Raw genomic sequence first — 16041 nt, forward strand, 5'->3', positions numbered from 1 at the left:
CCAAGACAGGTTCATAATTCATTATTGTATTAGCTTTTACCCGAGGCTTCCTGAAGTAGCTGTGTTACCAAATTTGGTACTGCCACCGTCGCAGCCTGTTCAAAACATTGTACACGGCCCAACGCTGTACTATTCGGGATCTGTTTGTCTATTAAAAACGATCGGCAATGGCTCGGTGCAAATTCCCGAAGTCCCGCGGCAGGATAAACCTGTAACGAAGTTCCGATAATAATCAGGATGTCTGCCTCAGCAACGTGCAACATCGCCCGCTCAATCTCGGGGACAGCCTCACCAAACCAGACAATATTTGGTCGCAGTTGACTACCTTTTTCGCAGAGTTCGCCCATTTTTATCTCGTCCCCTGAATTGGATAAATCAATCGATCATCAAGGGATGACTTGGATTGATCCAAACGGCCATGTAAATGGATAATCTTTGTGGAACCAGCCCGCTCGCAATAGGTCAACATTTTGTGTAATGATCGTCACCTGGTAAGCTGACTCTAATTGACGCAAGGCCAGATGTGCTGCATTTGGCTGTGCGGCCAATGCTACTTTCCGTCTAAGGTTGTAGAATTCCTGCACCAGTACTGGGTTTTTGTTCCAGCCTTCGATGGAGGCTACAGCCATCACGTCATGCCCTTCCCATAGTCCATTCGCATCCCTAAAAGTAGGTATACCACTTTCGGCAGAAATACCCGCTCCTGTTAATACAACGATCTTTTTCTTTTCCATTTGGCTTTTTAGTCAGTTAAAAATAAGAAAATCTCCCGATTCTGATAGATTCAGACATACTTTCTTTTGAAAATGAACAACCTGTCTTATTCTCTTATCAACCTAGTGGCATAATCATCTGAAGCTCCAACCGAATCGAATCCCTGCTAGCGGCAGCCTTTCGGTTCATCTCATCAAAAGACCGTTGGTAATAGACAAATGCTTTGTTGGGTATATGTAGATCCTTGGCTTGTTTTACAGCAAATTGATATCTGTTATCAACAAGTTTGACATGTTTGTAAATCCGATAAGTCACAAGCTGAATCTGTACCTTATCAAAAACAGGAATTGTTTTCAAATCGGAAGGCTCATGAAAATATTTTTCATCGAAATACATAAATTCATCGGATTCCGCCAATTGCTCCAGGTTTAATTTTCCATTGATTACTTCATTGCACAACGAATCCGCCCGTTGTCGTTCCATGTTATTTCCATCTCCGGCACTGCAGGAAGCTAAGAGTATAACCGTTAACAAAGACAGCCGAAAAATATACGATAGACTCATCTGCCTAAGTTAATATAAAAATGCTTCTCTCCATAAGATAAACATCAAATATTATCAATCAACTAGAACTAAAAAGCCCAAGATAGGGTTATCTTGGGCTCGAAATAAATTAATAAAAGGGAGTTACAGATTATTTTCAATTGCGCCTACCTTTTCGCGGTGCAATGCTAAAGGCGAATCCAACAATACCGCAATCACTGTCATATTTTTATCCAAACGCTCTTTTGGTGCCTGGATATAAACTATCCCTGGAATGCTGCTCCAATACAGTTTATTGAAAATCTCATGGTTGATCATAGAACCTTCACCTACGACTCGAATACGTGCGATACCATTCTTTATTCCTTTAAGTGCAATAGGTCCTGTCGGAGTTCCTTCCACAAAAAGATAGAGGGTCTGACGATCCTTGGAAAGTGCACTTAAGCCTTCATAATGTCCCTCTGGCAAGCCTTTTCCGGTTTCATAAAGTGCTTCAGCATTCTTTTTGACCCAATCCAACACGGCTGGATTTGTCAGGTTGCCTGTAGGCAACTTAGTCTCCATACCGTCTAATGTCAAACCGGAATGATCGAAGATATTCTTTCCAACATGCAACGTTGACGCAATTTGATTTAACGCACTACCAATATGCTTGTTATTTAAAACATTTTCCAGACTTGCCTCTTTTTCCTGAGGTGCTTGCCATTGAACCTTATCTTTGAATTTCAACGCCAAAACAGTAACATCTTGGTCGAAGTTAACTTTTGTTAGATCCAATTGGATTGCGGCATCGGCAGCCGTTGCTGTCACCTTTGAGGCGGCGTCCCCACAACGGAAAACTCCGGAAGAGCTGTATTCAGCAAGCCCTTTAGTTGTAATTGCGATTTTTGCTCATATACATAGAGATAAAGGGTTTTCCCATCTTTTGACAAAGCGGACTTTCCTTGATAATTCTCAAATGGAATGCCTGCTCTTGTCCCATAGATAGCCGATGCGTGTTTATTTGTCCATCTTCCCAACCGCTTCAAAATATTCATTTGCTCTTCAGGAATGCTTCCATCGGCTTTTGGACCGATATCCAACAACAGATTTCCACCCATCGAGATACAATCAACCAAGGTGCGGATAATCATGTTGGGTGATTTGTATTTCTTGTCAAATGGTTGATAGCCCCAGGAGTCGTTCATGGTGTAGCAGAGTTCCCAAAACTTAGTTTCCGGACGGGTTACAGGAATACCTTGTTCAGGTGTTTCGTAATCACCGTGATGGTTCAATCGCGAATTAATAATGATATTCGGATTATGTTTACGCAACAGCGCCAGAGTTTCCTTTGCTTTCCACTCTTCGGCACTATGCTCCCAGTCCCCATCAAACCAGATCAGTTCGGGTTTATATTGCTGTGATAACTCGCTGAGTTGTTTCTGATAATATTCTACATAATGGTTCCAACGGTTGGGTTCTTTGGCCAGTTCATAACGCTTTCTTGCGCGAGTAAACACATCATAATAGGGATGGCTCCAATCTGGCAATGAATAATATAAACCTGTATGCAGGCCCTCTTGCTGTATAGCTTGCACAAATGGTGTAATAACATCCTGTTTTGCAGCAGCATCTTTCACTGTTGTAATAGCCTTATCCGCTTTGGTATTCCATAAGGAAATCCCATCGTGATGTTTTGTTGTGATAACCGTATACTTTGCCCCAGCCTGTTTGATCAATTTAGCCCATTCCTTAGGTTTATAATTTTTGGCTGTAAATCCATCAAGCTGCTTGATATAATTATCGTGGTTAATATAATTATTGAAGAATGACCACGACTCTGAGATTCCATCAACGGAGTAAATACCCCAATGAATAAAAATCCCCAGTTTGGCATCCTCAAACCATTCCATTTTTTGTGCTGGTACATTGTTCTGGGCGGTGACGTTTAGGCAGGTCGACGCCAAAAGAACAAAAAGAGAAACTTTTGAAACTTCATAAAGCTAAATTATCAATTACATAACGAGTTTAAGACGGCAAAATACATATAAATCGTCAGAATCCTATTGTGTAAGCGATAAATTACAGCGAGGAAGCCTTTGCTAAACCGTATAACTCCTCAATATTAGTGACAGAGTACCAAGCTGTAGAGGCAATGAGCATAATTATAATTGTATTTCAACACAAATTTATCTAAGTTTGAAGGGTATGATCGAATTATATACAGACGGGGCCTCAAGCGGAAATCCGGGACCAGGTGGTTATGGAACCATTTTGAGGACCATTTATACAGGCGACAACGAAGCATTTAAAGGAAAACTCATCGAAAAGGAATTTTCAGGGGGTATCGAAAAACGACAAACAACCGAATGGAGCTAATGGCTGTTATTGTGGGGCTGGAAGCATTAAAAATTTAAACCAAGCGGTTACTGTATATTCCGATTCCAAATATGTCATTGATGCGATTGATAAAAATGGGTCTATGGCTGGATCCAAAAAGGATTTGCCGGAAAAAGAATAAGGACTTATGGATGCGTTTAATGAACGTTTATAAATTACATAAGGTCAAGCTGGTATGGGTCAAAGGGCATGCTGGCCATCCTTTGAACGAACGTTGCGACCGCCTGGCTGTTGCAGCTTCCAAAGATAAGAGTAACTGGAAGATTGACACAGTATTTGAAGTCGAAGAAAACAAATAGTGAATGTAACTATTCCAAAAGTCAGCTTTCTAAAATTGAACCCAATTAGGATTGAATATCGAATGTTCAATTGTTATAGCAGAGCAGCAAATCCTTTGGATTTGCTGCTCTTTGTTTGGTCTAGACTTCTTCGGATCAATTTGCATGTTCTCCCGTATACCTGACGTTCAGTTTTATCAATTTTTCCACCTCCTAAAAGCGAAACGCTGGTACAGCGATTTCTTGGGTTTTACTCGCTCTAAATTCCTTCATACTGACAGGTTCCTTGCGCTCCAATTCGGCGAAATCCACCACCCCATTATCCCTTGCCCAGCGAAAATAAGCTGTTGATAAACGTGATACAACTTCGTGATGTTGGCTCGCTATATCTTTTCGCTCTGTAGGGTCTTGTTCCAGATCGTATAATTCCCATTTATAGGAAGGCCAGGTTGACACCAATTTCCACTTTCCGATCCGCGCGGCACGATTACCTGCCCGTTCCCAAAACAGACCTTCTTCCCGTTTGACCGTATCCTGCTGCTGTAACAGTACGGGAACCAGGCTTTTCCCGGGAAGCTTATTCGCCTGATGTCCTTGATATTCTTTTGGATACACAGCTCCAGCCAAATCATAGAAGGTCGGCGCCAAATCTATGATATGCCCAGTACCCTTTTAATACCCTGTGCGATCTTGCCCGGAAACCAAGCTATAAACGGCGCGTTGATACCACCTTCATAGGTATAATCTTTAAAGGCCTTGAATGGTGTGTTTGATGCATAGGACCAGTTTTTACTTTGTGATTCGAATGAGCCCACCGTGCCAACCGGACCATTATTTAATCGAGCACCATGAAACCAACGAACAAGATCCTCTGCAGGTGCTCCATTATCAGACAGAAACACGATTAAGGTATTGTCCAATTGTCCGTTGTCTTTCAGTTTTTGCAATAGTTTGCCTACAGTCTGATCCAAACGGTCGACCATCGCGGCAAATACCTCCATTTTCTTGGCCCATAACTGTCTTTGATCAAAAGATAAACGCTCCCAATCGTAAATATCCTCATCAGCAACAGAGAGTGCTGTCCCATTTTCAACAATACCCAATTGCTTCTGACGCTCAAATCGCTCACGACGGATACTTTCCCACCCTTTATCATAGCGTCCTTTGTACTTGGCAATATCTTGTGGTAGGGCAACTAAAGGCCAGTGTGGCGCAGTATGTGCCAAATACAGAAAGAAGGGTTTATCTTGACCTTTGATCTGATCCAGAAAGCCTTCGGCTGCCCGATTGATCAGCTCTGTGGAAAAGGAACTTTCCAAAGGATAACCTGCGGAATCTGTTGTTTTATGGAAAGTTGGAGCGCCCGAATCAGCATTCTTTTCCTCTCTCGGGAAAACTAAGTCAAAACCGCGATCCCAAGGAAGACTCTTGCCTTTACCAGACACATGCCATTTGCCTGATGTCGCTGTGATGTAGCCATTGGAGCGAAGGACTTCAGCGATGGTCAGCGACTCTGCATTGATATAACCTTGATAAGCCGGTAGGCCCAGATCATTTGAGAAATACCCCACCCCTGCTTTGTGCTGATACTGCCCCGTAATCAGCGATGCACGTGTAGGTGCGCAGATGGAGTTATTGTAAAACTGTTTCAGGCGTATCCCTTCATTGGCCAAACGGTCGAGATTGGGGTTGCAATCTCTGAGCCGTAGGCACCCAAATCTGAATACCCAAGGTCATCCGCGAGAATCAAGATAATATTTGGCTTTTTACTTTGTGCCAGAACAGTACCTGCCCATCCAAAAATAAGGGCTATATATAATGTTATCTTTTTCATCCGTATAAATTATTTGTTCATCAATTAGTTACTTCCTGCGCTTAGCGGAATTGACCGGTCGGTTTCAGCAGTCTATAATCTACTACACCATTCTCTTTTGCCCAGACTGTATAACGAGCTTCGAGGTCTTTGACGATCTCAGGGTATTGATCCGCGAGATCTCTATTTTCTCCGCGGTCTTCGTCGATATTATAAAGCTGCGGCTTATTTCCTTCTTTAAATAAGGAGACAAGTTTCCATTTACCATAGCGAACAGCTTTGTTCCCGGCCCGTTCCCAAAACAAGGGCGCTTGACGGTCAACCTGGTTTTTGTCCGTATGCAATAGTTGCCGTAGACTTATACCTGGTAGTGGGTTGGTGGTCAAGTCTCCTTCTTTCGAAGGATATTTCGCTTGTGCAAAATCATACAATGTAGGCGCAATATCAATCAGGTGTCCTGTTCCCCGCTTCACAACATTGGCTTTAACTTCTTTGGGATACCAGACAATAAATGGTGAACCAATACCCCTTCGTAAGGATTGTCCTTATAGCTTCGCAAGGGTGAATTGCCTGTTTGGGACCAACTGCTATTTTGTATATCATAGGAGCCTGGCAAACCAACGGTTTCGGTATTTCGGGATGTATAAATGCGATTACGCTCACCACCTTGAGCGCCGTTGTCTGATAAAAAGATGATAATCGTGTTCTTATCTTTTTTAGTTCTTTTAATGTCTGCCGCACCTTTCCAATGCTCTGATCCACGCGATCGACCATTGCGGCAAACACTTGTTGCCGACGTTGCCAATATTGTTGTTCATCATAGGTAAGCTTGTGCCATTCTTGCACACTGGAATCCTTCGCAGCGATCAGCTGACCTTTAGGAAAAACACCTTTTGAAGTGCATTTTCGTAGCGTTTCACACGCAGGCTATCCCAACCTTGTTGGTATACGCCATTATATTTTTGGGTTTCCTCTTCCGGAGCCTGCAAAGGCCAATGTGGTGCATTAAAGGCGAGGTATAAGAAAAATGGTTTTTTATCCTGTGCTTGCTCGCGCAGAAAACCGATTGCCTGATCAGTGATTTCGTCTGTTAGATACCGATTTTTAGGTAAATAGAAGGCTTTATTGTTTCTATACAATGGTACGGTAGGATTTTCGGGATCATTGATTTCATAAAAATTAGAGGCTCCCCACAAAATTAAAGGAGCGTTCAAACCCACGTTGTGCAGGCCATTGATCATTATCATCGCCGACATGCCATTTCCCGGAAATAATAGTCGAATAACCTGCTCCTTGCAGTATTTCGGCCAATGTCCGCGATTCGTGATTCAGAAATCCCTGATAGGCCGGCAAGCCGAGGTTAACGTTAAAATAGCCCATACCGGCACGATGGGCATATTGCCCTGTCAACAATGTTGCTCGTGTTGGGGCACAGATCGAATTGTTATAAAACTCCTGAAAACGTGTGCCCTGTTGTGCCAATTCCGTCAAATTTGGTGTATGAAAATCCGTTCCGCCATAAGGCTCGATATCTGAAAAACCCAAATCGTCGACCAGAATCAAGACAATATTTGGTCGCTTATCCTGCGCTGTACTTCTATTCAGCAAGCAACTTAAACCGGTCAATAAAAGAATAAATACTGTTTTCATAAATTATCTCGTTTTGTTGAACTTATATCTTTATTATTTCGCCAGCCAATCTGGATGTTGGACCAGTTTTGGGTTTAAATTCAGCTCTCGCTGCGGAGTTGGAAAATGAAGATGTCTAGCTGCTGCGTTTGTTTTTCCGGCTGCTTTGAGTTTTGTGATGTAATAGTTTGCTCCCCGACGTACGAGGTCAAACCAGCGCTGGTATTCATACACCAATTCCTTGCGGCGTTCTTCAAATACAAGCTCCCGAAAACTATCTTTATTCTCCTTATCCAGCACGTTCTCCACCCCTGCCCGTGTACGTACCGCGTTGATTGCATCTCTTGCTTCCTTAGTGGAACCATTTAACTCATTTTCCGCTTCAGCAAAAATAAGTAAGACTTCAGCATACCGGATGATGGGTGTATTCTTCCCAGACTGTGACTGGTTACCGACCACGGTTTCATCGTAATACTTATTGAATTGTGGCTTAGCCAATGCATAGTATTTCCGTCGGTAGGTGATGTCATGCCAGTTGTAAATGTGATGGGGAGACGTTTATCGGTTGCTACGAAGCTTTTGTAAAGTCCGCCTTCGGCATGTAGGGCGTCGGCGTAATCCCCATTGATACCTGGTATATCGGCTGGTGCCGAACGACTGGCCAATGAATTGCCCTGATAGCCACTGTTCCCTTTAAACTGTGCCGAGAAAATATGTTCAACACCATTTTTTTCTCTATATCGAAGACATCAGCGAAGTTCGGAAAAAGTGCATACCCCTCTTTATCAATCACCTCCTTAGCAAGCAGTTTGGCATTTGTCCAATCCGCTCGGGTTAGATATACCTTAGCCAAAAGACTTCTCGCCGCTCCGGATGTAGCACGCCCCTTATCTGCATCGCTATAATTCTTATAATTTGGTAGACTGGAGGCCGCTTTCAGATCAGTGATGATCTGTGCATACACATCATCTTCAGAAGCCTTTGTCACATACAACTCTTGCGTGGATAAGGTTTCTATAGGACGTACCACAAGTGGAACTGGACCAAACCAGCGCACCAGGTTGAAGTAGTGCAATGCACGGAGAAATTTTGCCTCATTGATCAGACGCTGCTGTACTGTTGCATCAATCTGATTTTGCGTCATCGCTTCGATATGGACAATGTTTAGGTTTGATGCATTAATTGCATCGTAGCTCTGTTTCCAGAGTTGCTCCATTCGATCATTTGAGGCGTCATGGGTCAGATTGCTTAGGGCACGTACATGGGCATTTCGTGCTCTGGGTCCAGCTTCATAGTCATCTGTTGCCATCTCCACACCAATCTGGAATAGGCTGTTGTAAAGGGATTGCCCTGTCTCATACAATTTTCGATAAGTACCGGTTACAGCGGCAACTGCCTGCCCCTGATTGAGGTAAAACTGTTCTGAAACCAATGCGCTTTCGGGGTTTTCGGTCAATTTTGAGCAGGATATCCCTGTCAGCAAAATCAACACTACAGTAAGATGGAAATGTATTTTTTCATTGGTATCTGTAAAATTAAAAGGTTAAGGAAACACCTAAGGAAACAGATTTGGCAGCTGGGTAAATGCCGGCATCCGTCCCAATCTGAACATTGCTACCCGAAGTTACCTCTGGATCGAACCCCTATAGTTCGTCCAGGTCAATAGATTTTGCGCTGCCAGGTACAGATTCAGATTTGTAATGTGCGCATTCTTTAGCCATTCTTTTGGAAAGCTATAGCCAAGTTGTAAGGACTTCAATCGTGCGAATGAACCACTTTCAACAAATTGATCCGAAAATATTGGGGCGGGATCTAGTTTCGCTCTAGGATACAGTTGACTTGGATTACCCGCGGTCAAGCGGTCAAGCGCATCGATGGATGCATTCTGTTGCCCCGTAAACATCTCAAGATTTTGACGGTTGATATTCAGTAGATCGTTACCAACTGTTCCTTGAATCAAGAAAGAGAGATCAAACCCCTTATAGGAAAAAGTATTGCCGATACCGAATATAAAATCAGGTTGGGCATTACCGATTAGTGTGCGATCATTGGCGGTTGTAAATTGACCGTCTCCATTAATATCCTTATATAAGCGATCCCCAGCCTTTGGATTTGCATTTCCCGTCAATGCACCTTTACTACTTTCCTCCCCGAACTGTAGAATACCGTCGGTAACGGTACCATAAAAAGTGCCCAAAGGCTCACCTACCTTAATAATGTAGTTTCCAGAAATATAAGATGTCGCACCTTCACCGATAGTTAGTACTTTATTGCGGTTAAAAACGAAATATTCAGGTCGGTATTCCAGCTCAGATTGCCTTGTAAATTTTTTGATTTCAAACCAAACTCCACGCCTTTATTGGAAACTGAACCAAAGTTTTGCAATGAAGTGGCATACCCGAAGTCCAGGGATCTCCACGTTCAATAATAGATCCTTTGTCTTTTTATAATAATAATCAATCGTAAACTGTAGTCTATTGCTCAGGACGGCAAGATCAAAACCAGCGTCGTATTGAAAGGTTGTTTCCCAACCCAGGTTTTTGTTGGGTATCCGTTGCGATGCAAAGCCTGTGACTACATTATTTCCAAAGAGGTAATTTAAACTATACAGGGTTGAAAGTGACTGGTATTGACCGATCTCCTGATTTCCTGTGGTACCGAAACTGGTCCGTATCTTAAAATCACTGATGCCGGGAAAAGCTTGCTTAAAAAAGACTCATTCGCGACACGCCAGGAGAATGCCAAGGAGGGGAAATTTCCCCATTTATTGTCGGCACCAAATCTGGAACTTCCATCGCGGCGTATGCTCGCTGATGCATAGTATTTATTTGCATAATTATAGTTAACCCGCGCCAGGTACGAATGGAGCACCCAATTGTAGGTATCCGAAGAAGGGCGTGTAATGGTGGAGCCGCTTTGTAGGCTATTGAAAAGCAAATCGTCGGTAACAAAATTCTGTGCTCCAGCCCTAAAAACTTCATTTTTATTTTCCTGCTGTGTAAAACCAAGCAAAGCATTAAAATTATGCTGTCCGATAGCGCCGGTATAGGTTAAGGTATTTTCATTCAACCAGGATGTTCCATCTAAATTTCCTAGACTTGCCTCACCTTTTGATCCACTCCTTCATAGATGTAGGATGGTAGATAGAATTTATCATTACGGCTGTTGAGATCAACCCCAAAGAGCACTTTAGCTTGTAGGCCCTCTAATATACGATACTGTGCAAAGGAAGTGCCCAGAATACGTAAACCATTTGATGTATTTGTGGTTTCTTTCAATGTCGCAATGGGATTTGCAAAAATATTTTCAAATGGATTGCGTAGGGTATACGCACCATTTGGCTCGTAGATTGTTGCTGTGGGCGGCATAATGAGCAAGGCATTGACAATACCCGTTGGTGCAATCTGTGCATTGGTTTTATTGATAGATACATTGGCTCCTACCTGCAAACGGTCAAAAGGATTTGCATTGATATTGGAACGAAAACCCAAACGTTTGAAATCTGTATTTACGATAACACCCTGTTGATCAAAATAATTGGCACCGAGAAAATACTGTACTTTTTCAGCACCACCAGACAGTGCAAGTTGATGATTTTGTATGTTACCTGTCCGAAAAGCTTCTTTTTGCCAATTCGTTCCTTCGCCTAATTGATCTATCTCTGCCTGTTTACGATATTGATATGGACCTAAGCTGGGATTAGCATCATATAAAGCTTCGTTACGAAGGATGGCAAAATCATGGGCATTCAAGACATCAATTTTCTTGAGAACACGCTGTACACCAATACTACCGTCATAGGTCAATTGTACATGGCCAGCCTTACCTTTTTAGTCGTGACCAAGATAACGCCATTTGCTCCACGAGATCCATATATTGCCGTTGCAGCGGCATCTTTTAAGACCTCAATGCTTTCTATATCTGCTGGATTTATGCTGGCCAGCGGATTGACAGGGTGCCGCTTCCAACACCAGTACTTTCTGTCTGGTTGTAGACTGGAAATCCATCGATGACATACAGCGGTTCATTTCCGCCTTGTATGGAAGCCCCACCCCGAATGCGGATGCTCACTCCCCGCCAGGTTGTCCCGAAGTTTGTGTAACCTGAACACCAGAGACACCTCCTTTCAAGGTCTGATCTAGCGAAGAAACAGGCTGCCGGAGCAGATTTTCTGGCACAGATGCCACAGCTCCTGTCAGATCACGACGCTTTTGAGTTCCGTATCCCACCACGACGACCTCCTCCAGATCTTCGGATGAAGGAACCAACTCAATAATTGCCGGTGATGTGTTGACGATGATTCTTTTCTTCTGGTAGCCAACAAAAGTTAAGATTAATGTAAAAGGCAGTTTTTGCCCGGTTACGAATTGGAATTTCCCTTTCTGATCTGTTTTTACACTATGTGTAACAGCCTCCAACTGTATGGTCACCCCTCGATGGGTTCTTTGGTCGTTGCGTCAATAACTGTACCTATTAGGGACGCGTTGATAATCGGTTGAGGTTGCTGTGCCTCCGCAAATACGAATGTATTGAGAATAAGCACGACTAAAATAGCATACGGAAGTACACTGAAATTTTTCATTGTCAGTTCTATTTAATATGAATATGCAAACAAGTGCCAACGCCATTTGGTACTCTTGTTTTTTAAAACTCGAATTCCTTGTTTAATGATTTATAAACAAGAAAGATGGTTGTGTTTAACTACACATTCGCATTCGACAAATGAAGAAGAAAAGATTAAAAGTTGGGATAGGTTTTAGGTTGCTTGTTAGCGGTTTTAGATAGTCGTTTTTCATACTTGTTCAAAATTTGTAGTCTAGTTTTTATGTTCGTTGCCAACGCCAATTGTTAACGACAGTACAAATATATAAATAGTTTTCAAAAAGACTACTAAACAAGTAGTCTTTTTGAAAACTATTTATGATTTTCTTATAAAGGTCTGTTTATCGTGGTGAAATGAATTAATCAGGAGATTAGTGGCAGTTCTTTTTAAAAAGATTATTTATTGTCGTAGGATAAATCTATCAGGAGGATTATTGTAGAAGAGAGTGCCTAAAACAACATAAGCCCGATATTGGATCGGGCTTATGTTTACAATTTTTTTGAGAATTTATCCTCACTAGAGCAGATATCCCAAAGGTATTTACTATTTGGGGATCTTATTCTCCACTTTCTTTTGCAGCAAGATATCTTTCTGCTTCAAGCGCAGCCATACAACCTGTACCAGCCGCAGTGATCGCTTGGCGGAATATATTATCTTGTACATCTCCACAGGCAAAGACTCCTGGTATATTGGTTGCAGTACTATCTGGCTTGGTAATCAGATAGCCTGTTTCATCCATTTCCAATACGCCAGTAAATAACTCCGTATTCGGTTTATGACCGATTGCAACGAAGAAACCTGTTACTTCAAGATCTTTCTCAGATTGATCTTTATTATTGATTACACGGATTCCTGTCACCACTTGACCATCCCCTAAAACCTCTTTAGCTTCGGAGTTGTAATGTACTTCGATATTCGGTGTGTTCATGACGCGGTGCACCATTGCTTTTGATGCGCGGAACTCATCACGACGCACCAACATGTGTACTTTCGAACACAATTTTGCGAGATAGGTCGCTTCTTCTGCAGCTGTATCGCCAGCACCTACGATGGCAACTTCTTGATTTTTAAAGAAGAAACCGTCACAGACAGCACAAGCTGACACACCAAAACCATTATATTTTTGTTCAGATTCTAAGCCCAACCACTTCGCTGTTGCTCCTGTAGCAATAATCACCGTGTCGGCAGTAACCTGAACTGTTCCATCAATTTCTACGCGGTGTACATCACCTGTGAAGTCTACTTTTGTCACATAACCAAAGCGTACGGATGTTCCAAAGCGTTCAGCTTGTTCCCGTAAGTCTTCCATCATAACTGGACCGGTAATCCCTTTTGGATATCCCGGAAAATTGTCCACTTCTGTGGTTTGTGTTAACTGCCCCCGGTACAATACCTGTATATACCACCGGTTTCATATCCGCACGGGCAGCATAAATTGCTGCAGTATATCCCGCCGGTCCTGAACCAATAATCAGACACTGTACATGCTCCACTTCTTGTTTGAATTCCATAATCCTTTTTCTAAGCTATTAATAAAGTTATTTTTAAATTTATCTTGCAATCCTTTCAACATGTCCAAAGAAATATTTTGAGGTTTCTCCTCTTTTTGTTGATTAAATTCCTTTTTAGCAGTTTTTTTATCTTCTACTGAATGCGTCGGAGCCGCTTTAGCTTTTTGCTCGCTTTTTTTCTTTCTTATATCTGATCCAGATATTTTCCAGTACTTTTTGGTATATAAAGGAAATCACCGTTCTGCATCCAAGCATAATAGCTAGGCTCCTGTTCAAAGACTTCTACAATCGGTTTTCCTTTGTGCTTACCAAAATTAATAGTCTCCAATCCATCTTCGTTGTAGACGATGCGGCCTGCAAAATCCACGGGTTTACTTAAATTTGTAAATTCGTGCAATGCGGCAACATCATTAACAACAGGATAAGATACAACGCCATGACGATCTTCAAATGCTGATCCTTCGTATTTCGTCAACTGTGCTTTTAAGACTTCATACGTAGCACGCACATCCGCTTCAGCAGTATGTGCATTTTCAAGATTTTCATTACAATAAAACTTATACGCTGCCTTTAAAGTACGCTGTTCCATTTGATGGAAGATGTTCTGTACATCAACAAAAGCACGCCCTTCCAACGAAAAATCTACACCTGCACGCAAAAATTCTTCCATAAGCATAGGCACATCAAACTTATTTGAATTGTATCCTGCCAAATCCGCATCGCCAATAAATGCAGCTAATTCTACTGCAATGGCTTTAAACGTCGGTGCATCTTTGATATCTTCATCACGAATACCATGAAAGAAGGTTGATTCTGCAGGAATCGGTCTTTCTGGATTAATTTTCTTCGTATATACAGTTTCTTCACCACTGGGCATCACTTTCAAAAATGATACTTCTACAATACGATCTGTCGCGACATTAACTCCCGTCGTCTCTAAATCGAAAAATACCAATGGTCTTTTTAATTTTAATTCCATGCTGGATAGTATGCTTTTTTACAAAAACCAAAAATACAAAGTTGAATTTGATTTTTGTAGTCTGTGAAATTTAATTTACAACCGCTTGATGAATCGGTTCCAACTGATTGAATTTACCTACGACAACCTTAATCATTTGGTTAAAATCGAGATATTTATTTGCGATATCACGAACTTTCTCGGGTGTCATGTTTTTGACCTGCTCCATGTAATAAGAATAATACGTTAAGCTCATATCGTTCAACAAGACATTTTTGAATTTATCCGCGTGAGAAAAGATACTCTCCAACGAACCCAACATCGATCCCTCCATATAGGTTTTCACCAGCTCGACTTCTTCGTCCAGGGCTAATGTGGTCTTCAACAGGTTGATTTCTTTCTCGATCTCTCCTAATGTTGCATTTGTTACATCGACACCAACTTCCGTAGCAATTGTTAAAAAGCCAGTATGTTTTAAGGTTGCAACCGCCGAACCAATACTGTAGGTATATCCTTTTTCCTCACGGATATTTCGCATCAATCGCGAACCGAAAAATCCACCCAGCAATGTATTTACAAATTGTAGCGCAGGGTAATCGGGATGGATTCTCGAAATGGTTTGATTCCCTAGACGAATAGCTGATTGTAGTGCATTTTCTTTTTCTTCGTAAGCTATACCACCGGCATCTTGAATAAATACCGGATTATTTGCCGTAGTGACTGCTACATCTTCTAGCCATTCGAATCCAAAAATCTGCTCCAACTCTTTCATCAAATTATTAGAAACATTTCCAGACACAATCAATGTACAATTACTCGGTACAATTTCTTTCTGATATAATGCAATCAATTGATCACGGTTAATCGCATCATAATCATCTATTTTTGGTGTACGACCATAACGGTTGCTTTCACCAAAAACCAAGTTGTAAAACTTACGTCTTGCCAGATAATCATTTTTTTGAATGGATACCTGAAATTTTTGTTTGTTGTTACGGAGATACGTATCAAGTTCCTCCTGTGGAATAGATGCTTCTGTCAGTATATCTTTGACAAGGGGCAGCAGAACCTGGCTATGTCTGTTCAATGTGTACAAAGACAAGGAGGTTACATCAAAGGAGTATTCGGGGACAAGAAATGCACCATAAAAATCTACTTTGTCCGCAATCTCGGCACTTGACATACTCATTGTACCCTCTTTTAACAATGCACTTAATACACTATTCAGGAGCGGATTTTCATTTTGTGTATCGAGGTATTTATTTTCAAAAATCCATTCAATGCGGACAAGTTCCTGTTCAGGAGAATGAAATACATACACTGGCAATCCGTTTGCGAACTGCTTTTTGACAGGTTCTTTCAAACTTATATGACCAATTTCACGGAATTCAGGTGCTTTTGTTCTATCCAACATGTCGTATCTCCTCCTCTTGTGCTTTATACATTAATACTGATGCGTTTTCGGGATTAAAAATAGCTTGTGCTTGTGCTTGTACTTCTTGGGCGGTTACAGCCAAATATTTCGACACTTCGGTATTGATACCATCGGCATCACCAAGCAACTCATGAAAGGCCAAATTCATTGCTTTATCTAAAATTGATAATTCAGCAAA

General features: G+C 41.8%; 25 protein-coding genes and 2 pseudogenes. 2 read left to right on the top strand and 25 right to left on the bottom strand.

What is annotated here, in order from left to right; genetic code table 11:
- Nucleotides 1-29: 29 nt before the first annotated feature.
- From KUH03_RS44790 to KUH03_RS44805, 4 genes and pseudogenes are all read right to left on the bottom strand, one after another.
- Nucleotides 30-734, bottom strand: a pseudogene (locus KUH03_RS44790) (NAD-dependent deacetylase).
- 97 nt (nucleotides 735-831) lie between these two features.
- Nucleotides 832-1197: a hypothetical protein gene (locus KUH03_RS44795; protein WP_257090974.1), complete on the bottom strand. Its 366-nt coding sequence runs from the start codon at nucleotides 1195-1197 to the stop codon at nucleotides 832-834.
- A 204-nt stretch (nucleotides 1198-1401) separates the two neighbouring features.
- Nucleotides 1402-2067: a hypothetical protein gene (locus KUH03_RS44800; RefSeq protein ID WP_257090975.1), complete on the bottom strand. Its 666-nt coding sequence runs from the start codon at nucleotides 2065-2067 to the stop codon at nucleotides 1402-1404.
- Nucleotides 2064-3203 (bottom strand): alpha-L-fucosidase, encoded by a 1140-nt coding sequence (locus KUH03_RS44805; RefSeq protein ID WP_257090976.1) that lies wholly within the window; start codon nucleotides 3201-3203, stop codon nucleotides 2064-2066. Before KUH03_RS44805 ends, KUH03_RS44800 begins: the two co-directional genes overlap by 4 nt.
- Before the next feature lie 241 nt (nucleotides 3204-3444).
- On the opposite strand from KUH03_RS44805, the gene KUH03_RS47785 reads away from it, so the two are divergent.
- Nucleotides 3445-3615, top strand: a complete 171-nt coding sequence (locus KUH03_RS47785) for a hypothetical protein (RefSeq protein WP_306429383.1) — start codon at nucleotides 3445-3447, stop codon at nucleotides 3613-3615.
- Between the two features lie 152 nt (nucleotides 3616-3767).
- The gene (locus KUH03_RS47790; RefSeq protein ID WP_306429384.1) at nucleotides 3768-3935 is read left to right on the top strand and encodes an RNase H family protein; all 168 of its coding nucleotides are present in this window, start codon (nucleotides 3768-3770) and stop codon (nucleotides 3933-3935) included.
- A 192-nt stretch (nucleotides 3936-4127) separates the two neighbouring features.
- On the opposite strand, the gene KUH03_RS44815 is transcribed toward KUH03_RS47790, so the two are convergent.
- The 21 genes and pseudogenes from KUH03_RS44815 to KUH03_RS47795 form a co-directional block, all read right to left on the bottom strand.
- Complete coding sequence (locus KUH03_RS44815; protein WP_257090977.1) at nucleotides 4128-4562, bottom strand: sulfatase/phosphatase domain-containing protein; 435 nt, start codon at nucleotides 4560-4562, stop codon at nucleotides 4128-4130.
- A 2-nt stretch (nucleotides 4563-4564) separates the two neighbouring features.
- Nucleotides 4565-5587 carry a sulfatase-like hydrolase/transferase gene (locus tag KUH03_RS44820; protein ID WP_257090978.1) on the bottom strand — a complete coding sequence of 341 codons (1023 nt, stop codon included), beginning with the start codon at nucleotides 5585-5587 and terminating at the stop codon, nucleotides 4565-4567.
- Nucleotides 5563-5748, bottom strand: coding sequence for a hypothetical protein (locus KUH03_RS44825; RefSeq protein ID WP_257090979.1), 186 nt, complete (start codon nucleotides 5746-5748; stop codon nucleotides 5563-5565). Before KUH03_RS44825 ends, KUH03_RS44820 begins: the two co-directional genes overlap by 25 nt.
- A gap of 41 nt (nucleotides 5749-5789) precedes the next feature.
- Complete coding sequence (locus KUH03_RS44830; RefSeq protein WP_257090980.1) at nucleotides 5790-6200, bottom strand: hypothetical protein; 411 nt, start codon at nucleotides 6198-6200, stop codon at nucleotides 5790-5792.
- Entirely contained in the window at nucleotides 6197-6532 is a 336-nt protein-coding gene (locus KUH03_RS44835) for a sulfatase-like hydrolase/transferase (protein ID WP_257090981.1), read from the bottom strand. The genes KUH03_RS44830 and KUH03_RS44835 overlap by 4 nt, the downstream gene beginning before the upstream one ends.
- Nucleotides 6533-6593: 61 nt before the next feature.
- On the bottom strand, nucleotides 6594-6923 hold the full coding sequence (locus tag KUH03_RS44840) for a sulfatase-like hydrolase/transferase (RefSeq protein ID WP_257090982.1): 330 nt from the start codon (nucleotides 6921-6923) through the stop codon (nucleotides 6594-6596).
- Nucleotides 6907-7377: a sulfatase-like hydrolase/transferase gene (locus KUH03_RS44845; protein ID WP_257090983.1), complete on the bottom strand. Its 471-nt coding sequence runs from the start codon at nucleotides 7375-7377 to the stop codon at nucleotides 6907-6909. Before KUH03_RS44845 ends, KUH03_RS44840 begins: the two co-directional genes overlap by 17 nt.
- A gap of 33 nt (nucleotides 7378-7410) precedes the next feature.
- Complete coding sequence (locus KUH03_RS44850) at nucleotides 7411-7854, bottom strand: RagB/SusD family nutrient uptake outer membrane protein (protein ID WP_257090984.1); 444 nt, start codon at nucleotides 7852-7854, stop codon at nucleotides 7411-7413.
- Nucleotides 7855-7924: 70 nt separating this feature from the next.
- Entirely contained in the window at nucleotides 7925-8848 is a 924-nt protein-coding gene (locus tag KUH03_RS44855; RefSeq protein WP_257090985.1) for a RagB/SusD family nutrient uptake outer membrane protein, read from the bottom strand.
- Between the two features lie 132 nt (nucleotides 8849-8980).
- The gene (locus KUH03_RS44860; protein WP_257090986.1) at nucleotides 8981-9553 is read right to left on the bottom strand and encodes a hypothetical protein; all 573 of its coding nucleotides are present in this window, start codon (nucleotides 9551-9553) and stop codon (nucleotides 8981-8983) included.
- A gap of 159 nt (nucleotides 9554-9712) precedes the next feature.
- Nucleotides 9713-10045, bottom strand: coding sequence for a TonB-dependent receptor domain-containing protein (locus tag KUH03_RS50140; protein ID WP_373564914.1), 333 nt, complete (start codon nucleotides 10043-10045; stop codon nucleotides 9713-9715).
- Nucleotides 9955-10425: a TonB-dependent receptor gene (locus KUH03_RS44865; RefSeq protein WP_257090987.1), complete on the bottom strand. Its 471-nt coding sequence runs from the start codon at nucleotides 10423-10425 to the stop codon at nucleotides 9955-9957. The genes KUH03_RS50140 and KUH03_RS44865 overlap by 91 nt, the downstream gene beginning before the upstream one ends.
- A 23-nt stretch (nucleotides 10426-10448) precedes the next feature.
- A complete protein-coding gene (locus KUH03_RS44870; protein ID WP_257090988.1) occupies nucleotides 10449-11162 on the bottom strand; it encodes a hypothetical protein in 714 nt (237 codons plus the stop codon).
- Nucleotides 11159-11299 carry a TonB-dependent receptor plug domain-containing protein gene (locus tag KUH03_RS50145; protein ID WP_373564915.1) on the bottom strand — a complete coding sequence of 47 codons (141 nt, stop codon included), beginning with the start codon at nucleotides 11297-11299 and terminating at the stop codon, nucleotides 11159-11161. The genes KUH03_RS44870 and KUH03_RS50145 overlap by 4 nt, the downstream gene beginning before the upstream one ends.
- Nucleotides 11287-11427, bottom strand: coding sequence for a hypothetical protein (locus tag KUH03_RS44875; protein WP_257090989.1), 141 nt, complete (start codon nucleotides 11425-11427; stop codon nucleotides 11287-11289). Before KUH03_RS44875 ends, KUH03_RS50145 begins: the two co-directional genes overlap by 13 nt.
- Nucleotides 11424-11786 carry a carboxypeptidase-like regulatory domain-containing protein gene (locus tag KUH03_RS44880; protein WP_257090990.1) on the bottom strand — a complete coding sequence of 121 codons (363 nt, stop codon included), beginning with the start codon at nucleotides 11784-11786 and terminating at the stop codon, nucleotides 11424-11426. The genes KUH03_RS44875 and KUH03_RS44880 overlap by 4 nt, the downstream gene beginning before the upstream one ends.
- Entirely contained in the window at nucleotides 11783-11938 is a 156-nt protein-coding gene (locus KUH03_RS44885; RefSeq protein ID WP_257090991.1) for a hypothetical protein, read from the bottom strand. Before KUH03_RS44885 ends, KUH03_RS44880 begins: the two co-directional genes overlap by 4 nt.
- A gap of 577 nt (nucleotides 11939-12515) precedes the next feature.
- Nucleotides 12516-13470 (bottom strand): annotated as a pseudogene (gene trxB / locus KUH03_RS44890) (thioredoxin-disulfide reductase).
- Nucleotides 13471-13654: 184 nt separating this feature from the next.
- A complete protein-coding gene (locus tag KUH03_RS44895; protein WP_257090992.1) occupies nucleotides 13655-14449 on the bottom strand; it encodes a 3'-5' exonuclease in 795 nt (264 codons plus the stop codon).
- A 70-nt stretch (nucleotides 14450-14519) separates the two neighbouring features.
- On the bottom strand, nucleotides 14520-15842 hold the full coding sequence (locus KUH03_RS44900; protein ID WP_257090993.1) for a pitrilysin family protein: 1323 nt from the start codon (nucleotides 15840-15842) through the stop codon (nucleotides 14520-14522).
- Nucleotides 15832-16011, bottom strand: coding sequence for a hypothetical protein (locus tag KUH03_RS47795; protein ID WP_306429385.1), 180 nt, complete (start codon nucleotides 16009-16011; stop codon nucleotides 15832-15834). The genes KUH03_RS44900 and KUH03_RS47795 overlap by 11 nt, the downstream gene beginning before the upstream one ends.
- Between the last annotated feature and the right edge of the window lie 30 nt (nucleotides 16012-16041).

Origin of the sequence: Sphingobacterium sp. E70 (assembly GCF_019285695.1) — a bacterium.
Taxonomy (GTDB): domain Bacteria; phylum Bacteroidota; class Bacteroidia; order Sphingobacteriales; family Sphingobacteriaceae; genus Sphingobacterium; species Sphingobacterium detergens.